Source organism: Streptomyces chiangmaiensis, assembly GCF_036281785.1.
Taxonomy (GTDB): Bacteria; Actinomycetota; Actinomycetes; order Streptomycetales; family Streptomycetaceae; genus Streptomyces; species Streptomyces chiangmaiensis.
Map to the genome: position 1 here is coordinate 1 of NZ_JAYWVC010000310.1, position 6,792 is coordinate 6,792.

A 6,792-nucleotide genomic window follows, 5' to 3' on the forward strand; every position below is an offset into this window, starting at 1 on the left:
TCGCCGGCATGTGGTCGAGCCGCCGCAGGATCACGCCCTCCCGCAGCGCCCACGGGCAGATCTCGACGGTCTCCACGCCGAACAGGTCCATCGCGCCCTCCGCGACCAGCGCCCCGGCGAGGAGCTGCCCCGCGCGGCCGTCGGAGACGCCCGGCAGGTCCGAGCGCTCCGCGGCCGTCATCCCGGTGAGCCGCGGTACCCACGCCTCCAGGGACTGCCGTTTCAGATCGCGCTGCACGTACAGTCCCTCGGCGGACCGTGCCGCCCCGGCGAGGCGGGCGAGCTGCTTGAACGTCTTGGACGTGGCGACCACGTGATCGGGCGCACCGAAGCGGCTGAACTCGCCGACGGTCCGCGCGATCTCCGTCCGCACATGGCGGCGCAGCGCCTTCACATCGGCCGGGTCCGGCGGATCGCCCGGCAGCCAGCCCGCGGTGAGCCGCCCTGCACCCAGCGGCAGCGACACCGCGGCGTCGGGCTCCTCGTCGATGCCGTAGGCGATCTCCAGCGAGCCGCCGCCGATGTCCAGGACGAGCAGCTTGCCCGCCGACCAGCCGAACCAGCGGCGGGCCGCGAGGAAGGTCAGCCGCGCCTCCTCCGCACCGGTCAGCACCTGCAACTCGACGCCGGTGGCGTCCTTGACCCGGGCCAGGACCTCGTCCGCGTTGCTCGCCTCGCGCACCGCGGAGGTCGCGAACGGCAGGATTTCCACGACACCCTTGTCCTCGGCCGCCTGGAGGGCGTCGAGGATCACGGCGATGAGCTTGTCAACGCCGTCGCCTCCGATGGCCCCGGTGCACTCGAGGAGTTGGGCGAGCCGCAGATCGGCCTTGTGCGAGTGCGCGGGCAGCGGGCGCGCGCCGGGGTGGGCATCCACCACCAGCAGATGCACCGTGTTCGAACCCACGTCGAGGACACCGAGTCTCATGTACGGAACGCTACTGCCACTGCGACGATCCTCCGTCCCCGATGCGGGCCGGAGCCACTTACCCTGGATGCGTGCCAAAGACGAAAAAGGCGAAGTCCGACAAATCCTCCAAGGGGTCGAAGGATTCGCAGGCGAAGGCGTCCACGTCGAGGAAGGTCCCGAAGGTGCGCGACGAGAAGGGACTCGACTTCGCCCGCGCGTGGGTGGAGTTTCCGGATCCGGCCGACGACGAGCAGGTCTTCCGGTGCGATCTGACATGGCTGACCTCGCGCTGGAACTGCATCTTCGGGAGCGGCTGCCAGGGCATCCAGGCGGGCCGCGCGGACGACGGGTGCTGCTCGCTCGGAGCGCACTTCTCGGAGGAGGACGACGAGAAGCGGGTGGCCGAGCACGTGGCACGGCTGACGCCGGAGATCTGGCAGAACCATGACGTGGGCATGGAGACCGGCTGGGTCGCGGAGGACGACGAGGGCTCCCGGCAGACCCGGCCGTACCAGGGGTCGTGCATCTTCCAGAACCGGCCCGGGTTCCCGGGCGGCGCCGGCTGTTCGCTGCACATCCTGGCGCTGCGGGAGGGTCGTGAACCGCTGGAGACCAAGCCTGACGTCTGCTGGCAGCTGCCGATCCGGCGGACGTACCAGTGGATCGAACGGCCCGACGACACCCGGGTGCTCCAGGTGTCCATCGGCGAATACGACCGCCGCGGCTGGGGGCCCGGCGGGCACGACCTGCACTGGTGGTGCACCTCGGCCACGTCGGCGCACGGCGCCGGCGAGCCGGTGTACGTCTCGTACCGGGCCGAGCTGACCGAGCTGATGGGCAAGGCGGGATACGACCGCCTGGGCGAGCTGTGCGAGCAGCGTCTGGCCTCGCAGTTGCCTCTGGTGGCACCGCACCCCGCGGATCCGGTGGACTGAGGCCGGCGCACGGCCGACGCCCCCCTCGCCCACGGTGACCGGGAGCCTACGAGGACGGGCTCGGGGCGCCGCTGTCGGTGGGCGGCGGGGGCGAGGACGGCGGGTCGGAGGGGGTCGGGTCGGTGGACGGGGGATCCGTCGGGGTCGGCTCGCTCGTCGTGGGGTCCGGGTCGGTCGGGGGCGGATCGCTCGGCGCGGGGTGGGAAGGGCCGGGAGGGTCCTGGGTGGGGCGAGGGTCTGGCGGGGGACCCGCCGTCCCGTACCCGTCGATCGTGACCACGGCGCCCGCGGGGGCCACGGCCACACGCGCGTGCCAGGGACCGACGGGCTCGCGCAGATGGTCCACGTGCACCCGGACAGTGAACGATTCGCCTGGGGCGAGCGTGCCGGAGGACCGGTTCATGTAGAGCCAGGAGGCCTTCGTGGACACGGACCAGCGCACCGGCGCGTCGCCCGACGCCGTCAGCGTGATGAGGCTGGTGGTGCCGTCGCTGTCGGCCACCACCTTCAGCTGCCCCTCCCCCGGTGTGCCCTTCCTCACCCCGACGACCTCGACCGAGACGTCCGCCGCGCGGCCGTCCTTGCCGAAGGAGCCGCCCGGTCTCGTGCTGGCGTTGCCCGCGTTCTCATAGCCGCCCGCGCCCTCGCCGCCGAGGGCGTCGGGGCCGTGGGCCTCGCGGGCGGTGGCCGGGCGTCCGTCGGTGCCCTCGCCGGTGAGGGGGCCGCGGTAGGCGGCCCACAGGGCGAGCACGGGGGCTGCGATCACGGTGGCGACGACCGTCGTCGTGACGGCACGCGCGCGCAGGCGGTCACGGCGGGCCGCATGGTCCTTGGGATCCATGGGGAAGCCGCGCCGGTCGAAGCGGGGAACGCTGCCCCGCACGCGCGGGGCGTGGGTCCGCGCGGCCCTGAGGGCCGCGCGGGGTGCCTCGAGGACGGGGAGCGCGGCGGGGGTGACGCTGGTGCCGGGCCAGGTGCCGGGAACCGCGCGCTCGGCGGTACGGCGGCAGCGCGGGCAGTCGTCCACATGGCGGACGAGTTCGCGGCGCAGCGTGGCGCTGAGGACGAGCCGGTGGTCGCCGGTGAGACGGGCGACGCTCGGGCAGGTGCCGGTCTCGACGACGGCGAGAGCGGCACGGGTGCGCTCGACCTCGCAGGCGGCCGAGGCGAGGAGCTCGCGCGCGACGGCAAGGTCCATGCCGAGCACCGCGGCGACCTCCGGCGCGGCGAGCTGGTGACGTACGGCGAGCTCGAGCGCCTCACGCTGCTCGGGGGTGGTGCCGGCGGCCTCGGGCCAGGCGAGGCGGGCGAGCTCCCGGCGCCGCTCCTTCTCGGTCTCCTCGGAGACGGGGGCGGCTCCGATCGCCCCGGCGGCCCGCCGGTCGGCGGCGACCTTGTACGCGCGGGGGCCGCCGTCGCGCCCAGCGGCATGGCCGGGCTGGCGGCGGCGCCGGGCCTCGGCGAGCCGGCGCAGACAGGACCAGCGCGCCAGGGCGTACAGCCAGGCTCGGCGGTCGTCGGTGGACTGCGGGCCACGCGTGCCGCGACGCTCGGCGAGCGCCAGCGCATCCCCCAGGGCTGCCGTCGCCGCGTCGTGATCGCACAGCACGGACAGGCAGTAGGTGAACAGGCCGTCCAGATAGGCGTCGTAACGCGCGGGCGGCCGCTGTGCCAGGGTGCGCGTGTGTGCGCCACGAGGCGCTCTGCCCCGCTTGCGCGAGTCTCCTCGCGCCGGGTGCGCGCCACTGGCGTGTGTGGAGATCTCCGGCCTGCTGCTCATCACCTGTGCGACCGTAGGCGCCGACAGGCGGTGCCTTCTTCCCCCTTAAGCACTTTTACTCCGTACGGGTGAAACGATCCCCCACAAGGAGACCGGAACGGTGCATTCCGCGACGCCGCGGCGGCGGCGGACCGGATACGAACACACCGCGCGCCGGGTCTCTCCCGGATGACCTGCGTCACAGCGGATCACCCCCTGGACGAGCGGCCGACCCGGCGCTGTCCCCGATGTCACCGGCCCCCGCTACGGTTCCGTCCATGGCTGCCCGTACGAAGACCACCAAGGACCGGCCGTCCTACCGCTGCACCGAGTGCGGCTGGCAGACGGCCAAGTGGCTCGGCCGCTGCCCCGAGTGCCAGGCCTGGGGCACGATCGAGGAGTACGGCTCGCCCGCCGTGCGGACGACGACGCCGGGCCGGGTGACGAGCTCCGCGCTGCCCATCGGCCAGGTCGACGGCCGGCAGGCGACCGCCCGCTCCACCGGGGTGCCCGAACTCGACCGCGTCCTCGGCGGCGGGATCGTGCCGGGCGCGGTCGTGCTGCTCGCCGGCGAGCCCGGGGTCGGCAAGTCCACCCTTCTGCTCGACGTCGCGGCCAAGGCAGCCGGCGACGAACACCGCACGCTGTATGTGACCGGCGAGGAGTCGGCGAGTCAGGTGCGCCTGCGCGCCGATCGCATCGGGGCCATCCACGACCACCTCTATCTCGCGGCGGAGACCGATCTCGCGGCGGTCCTCGGCCATTTGGACGCGGTGAAGCCCTCGCTCCTGATCCTCGACTCGGTACAGACCGTCGCCTCCCCCGAGATCGACGGCGCGCCCGGCGGCATGGCCCAGGTGCGCGAGGTCGCCGGGGCACTCATCCGGGCCTCGAAGGAGCGCGGCATGTCCACCCTGCTCGTGGGCCACGTCACCAAGGACGGCGCGATCGCGGGCCCGCGCCTGCTCGAGCACCTGGTGGACGTCGTCCTGCACTTCGAGGGCGACCGGCACGCGCGCCTGCGCCTCGTACGCGGCGTCAAGAATCGCTACGGCGCGACGGACGAGGTCGGCTGCTTCGAACTGCACGACGAGGGCATCACAGGCCTCGCCGATCCCAGCGGCCTGTTCCTGACCCGCCGCGACGAGCCGGTCCCCGGCACCTGTCTGACCGTCACGCTGGAGGGCCGCCGCCCCCTGGTGGCGGAGGTGCAGGCGCTGACCGTCGACTCGCAGATCCCCTCGCCGCGGCGCACGACGTCCGGTCTGGAGACCTCCCGCGTCTCGATGATGCTCGCCGTCCTGGAGCAGCGGGGCCGCATCAGCGCACTGGGGAAGAGAGACATCTACTCCGCGACCGTCGGCGGGGTGAAACTCTCCGAGCCGGCCGCCGACCTGGCGGTGGCGCTGGCACTGGCGAGCGCAGCGATCGACACCCCGCTGCCGAAGAACCTGGTGGCGATCGGTGAAGTGGGACTCGCGGGCGAGGTCAGAAGGGTCACGGGGGTCCAGCGCCGACTCACCGAAGCACACCGTCTGGGGTTCACGCACGCGCTCGTGCCGGGCGATCCGGGGAAGGTCCCGCCCGGCATGAAGGTGCTGGAAGTGGCGGACATAGGGGACGCCCTGCGGGTCCTTCCGCGCTCCCGTCGCCGAGAGGCCCCGCGGGAGGAGGAGGACCGCCGGTAGACTTTGCCCTGGTCTCGCCCGTCCGTACGAACCGAGTGTGCGACACGGGAGCGCCTGAAGAACCTGCGACCGGAGGAGTGCAGTGGCAGCCAACGACCGGGCGGCAGCTCCCGGAAAGTCCGGCGGGAGCTCCGGTGCCGATGGCCTGATGCGCGCCTCGCTGAGCGCCGTGGCGCCCGGCACGGCGCTGCGTGACGGGCTCGAGCGCGTGCTCCGGGGCAACACGGGCGGCCTGATCGTGCTCGGCTCGGACAGGACCGTCGAGATGATGTGCACGGGCGGTTTCGTCCTCGATGTCGAGTTCACGGCCACCCGGCTGCGGGAGCTGTGCAAGCTGGACGGCGCCCTCGTGCTCTCCTCGGACCTGTCGAAGATCCTGCGGGCCGGCGTCCAGCTGGTGCCGGACCCCACGATCCCCACGGAGGAGACGGGCACGCGCCACCGCACGGCGGACCGGGTGAGCAAGCAGGTCGGTTTCCCCGTGGTCTCCGTGTCCCAGTCGATGCGCCTGATCGCGCTGTACGTCGACGGGCAGCGCCGTGTCCTGGAGGACTCGGCGGCGATCCTGTCCCGCGCCAACCAGGCCCTGGCCACCCTGGAACGTTACAAACTCCGGCTGGACGAGGTGGCGGGCACCCTGTCCGCGTTGGAGATCGAGGACCTGGTGACGGTCCGGGACGTCTCCGCGGTGTCCCAGCGGCTGGAGATGGTCCGCCGTATCGCCACCGAAATCGCCGAGTACGTGGTGGAACTGGGCACGGACGGCCGTCTTCTCGCGCTTCAGCTGGACGAGTTGATCGCCGGCGTGGAGCCCGAGCGAGAGCTGGTGGTGCGGGACTACGTGCCCGAGCCCACCGCGAAGCGTTCCCGCACGGTCGAGGAGGCCCTCTCCGAGCTGGACGCGCTGAGCCACGCCGAGCTTCTCGAACTGCCCACGGTGGCACGCGCCTTGGGCTACACAGGCGCTCCCGAAACGCTCGACTCGGCGGTGTCCCCGCGCGGTTTCCGCCTGCTGGCGAAGGTCCCGCGGCTGCCCGGCGCCATCATCGACCGCCTCGTGGAGCACTTCGGCGGCCTGCAGAAGCTGCTCGCGGCGAGCGTGGACGACCTCCAGACGGTGGACGGCGTCGGCGAGGCCCGGGCCCGCAGCGTACGCGAGGGACTGTCGCGTCTGGCGGAGTCGTCCATCCTCGAGCGTTACGTCTAGTGCGGCCGGACCGCGCATCCGGGGACCCGCACGCCCGCCGGTCACCCTGCGGCGCGGACGGTCGCCCGGTGGGCTCCGCCCCGGATGCTCCGCCGCCGGCCGGATAAACCCGCTGGAAAGGCACCGCACCCCGCGTCTACGTTCGAGGGATGAGCACCCGCACCTTCCGCGTCACTGTCCGCGGCGCCTTCGACGGCCTCGACGACGGACAACGAGCCGAACTCCTGGCACGGGCCGCGGAGCACGACGTGCTCCGCGCGGCCTTCACGCCGGAGGGCCACCTCAGCTACGAC

6 protein-coding genes are annotated in these 6,792 nt (G+C 72.9%); 4 read left to right on the plus strand and 2 right to left on the minus strand.

From position 1 onward, the window contains the following. A partial coding sequence (locus VXC91_RS40915; protein WP_329512438.1) for a Ppx/GppA phosphatase family protein occupies window positions 1-928 on the minus strand: 928 nt, incomplete at its 3' end. 71 nt (window positions 929-999) lie between these two features. Between VXC91_RS40915 and VXC91_RS40920 the strand changes: the two genes are divergently transcribed. Then, window positions 1,000-1,845, plus strand: a complete 846-nt coding sequence (locus tag VXC91_RS40920; RefSeq protein WP_329512439.1) for a hypothetical protein — start codon at window positions 1,000-1,002, stop codon at window positions 1,843-1,845. A 46-nt stretch (window positions 1,846-1,891) separates the two neighbouring features. On the opposite strand, the gene VXC91_RS40925 is transcribed toward VXC91_RS40920, so the two are convergent. Continuing rightward, window positions 1,892-3,625 carry a BACON domain-containing protein gene (locus VXC91_RS40925; RefSeq protein WP_408057601.1) on the minus strand — a complete coding sequence of 578 codons (1,734 nt, stop codon included), beginning with the start codon at window positions 3,623-3,625 and terminating at the stop codon, window positions 1,892-1,894. A 257-nt stretch (window positions 3,626-3,882) separates the two neighbouring features. Between VXC91_RS40925 and radA the strand changes: the two genes are divergently transcribed. The 3 genes from radA to VXC91_RS40940 all read left to right on the plus strand — a co-directional run. Further along, a complete protein-coding gene (gene radA, locus VXC91_RS40930; RefSeq protein ID WP_329512441.1) occupies window positions 3,883-5,292 on the plus strand; it encodes a DNA repair protein RadA in 1,410 nt (469 codons plus the stop codon). An 82-nt stretch (window positions 5,293-5,374) separates the two neighbouring features. Further along, window positions 5,375-6,499 (plus strand): DNA integrity scanning diadenylate cyclase DisA, encoded by a 1,125-nt coding sequence (gene disA, locus VXC91_RS40935; protein ID WP_329512442.1) that lies wholly within the window; start codon window positions 5,375-5,377, stop codon window positions 6,497-6,499. A gap of 149 nt (window positions 6,500-6,648) precedes the next feature. Further along, window positions 6,649-6,792 (plus strand): DUF6204 family protein (locus VXC91_RS40940; protein WP_329512443.1); only part of this gene is annotated, 144 nt, incomplete at its 3' end.

Excerpts from the sequence above, each read along its gene's own strand:
- VXC91_RS40925 (WP_408057601.1), bottom strand. The coding sequence starts at position 3,625 with ATGAGCAGCAGGCCGGAGATCTCCACACACGCCAGTGGCGCGCACCCG.
- radA (WP_329512441.1), top strand. The coding sequence starts at position 3,883 with ATGGCTGCCCGTACGAAGACCACCAAGGACCGGCCGTCCTACCGCTGC.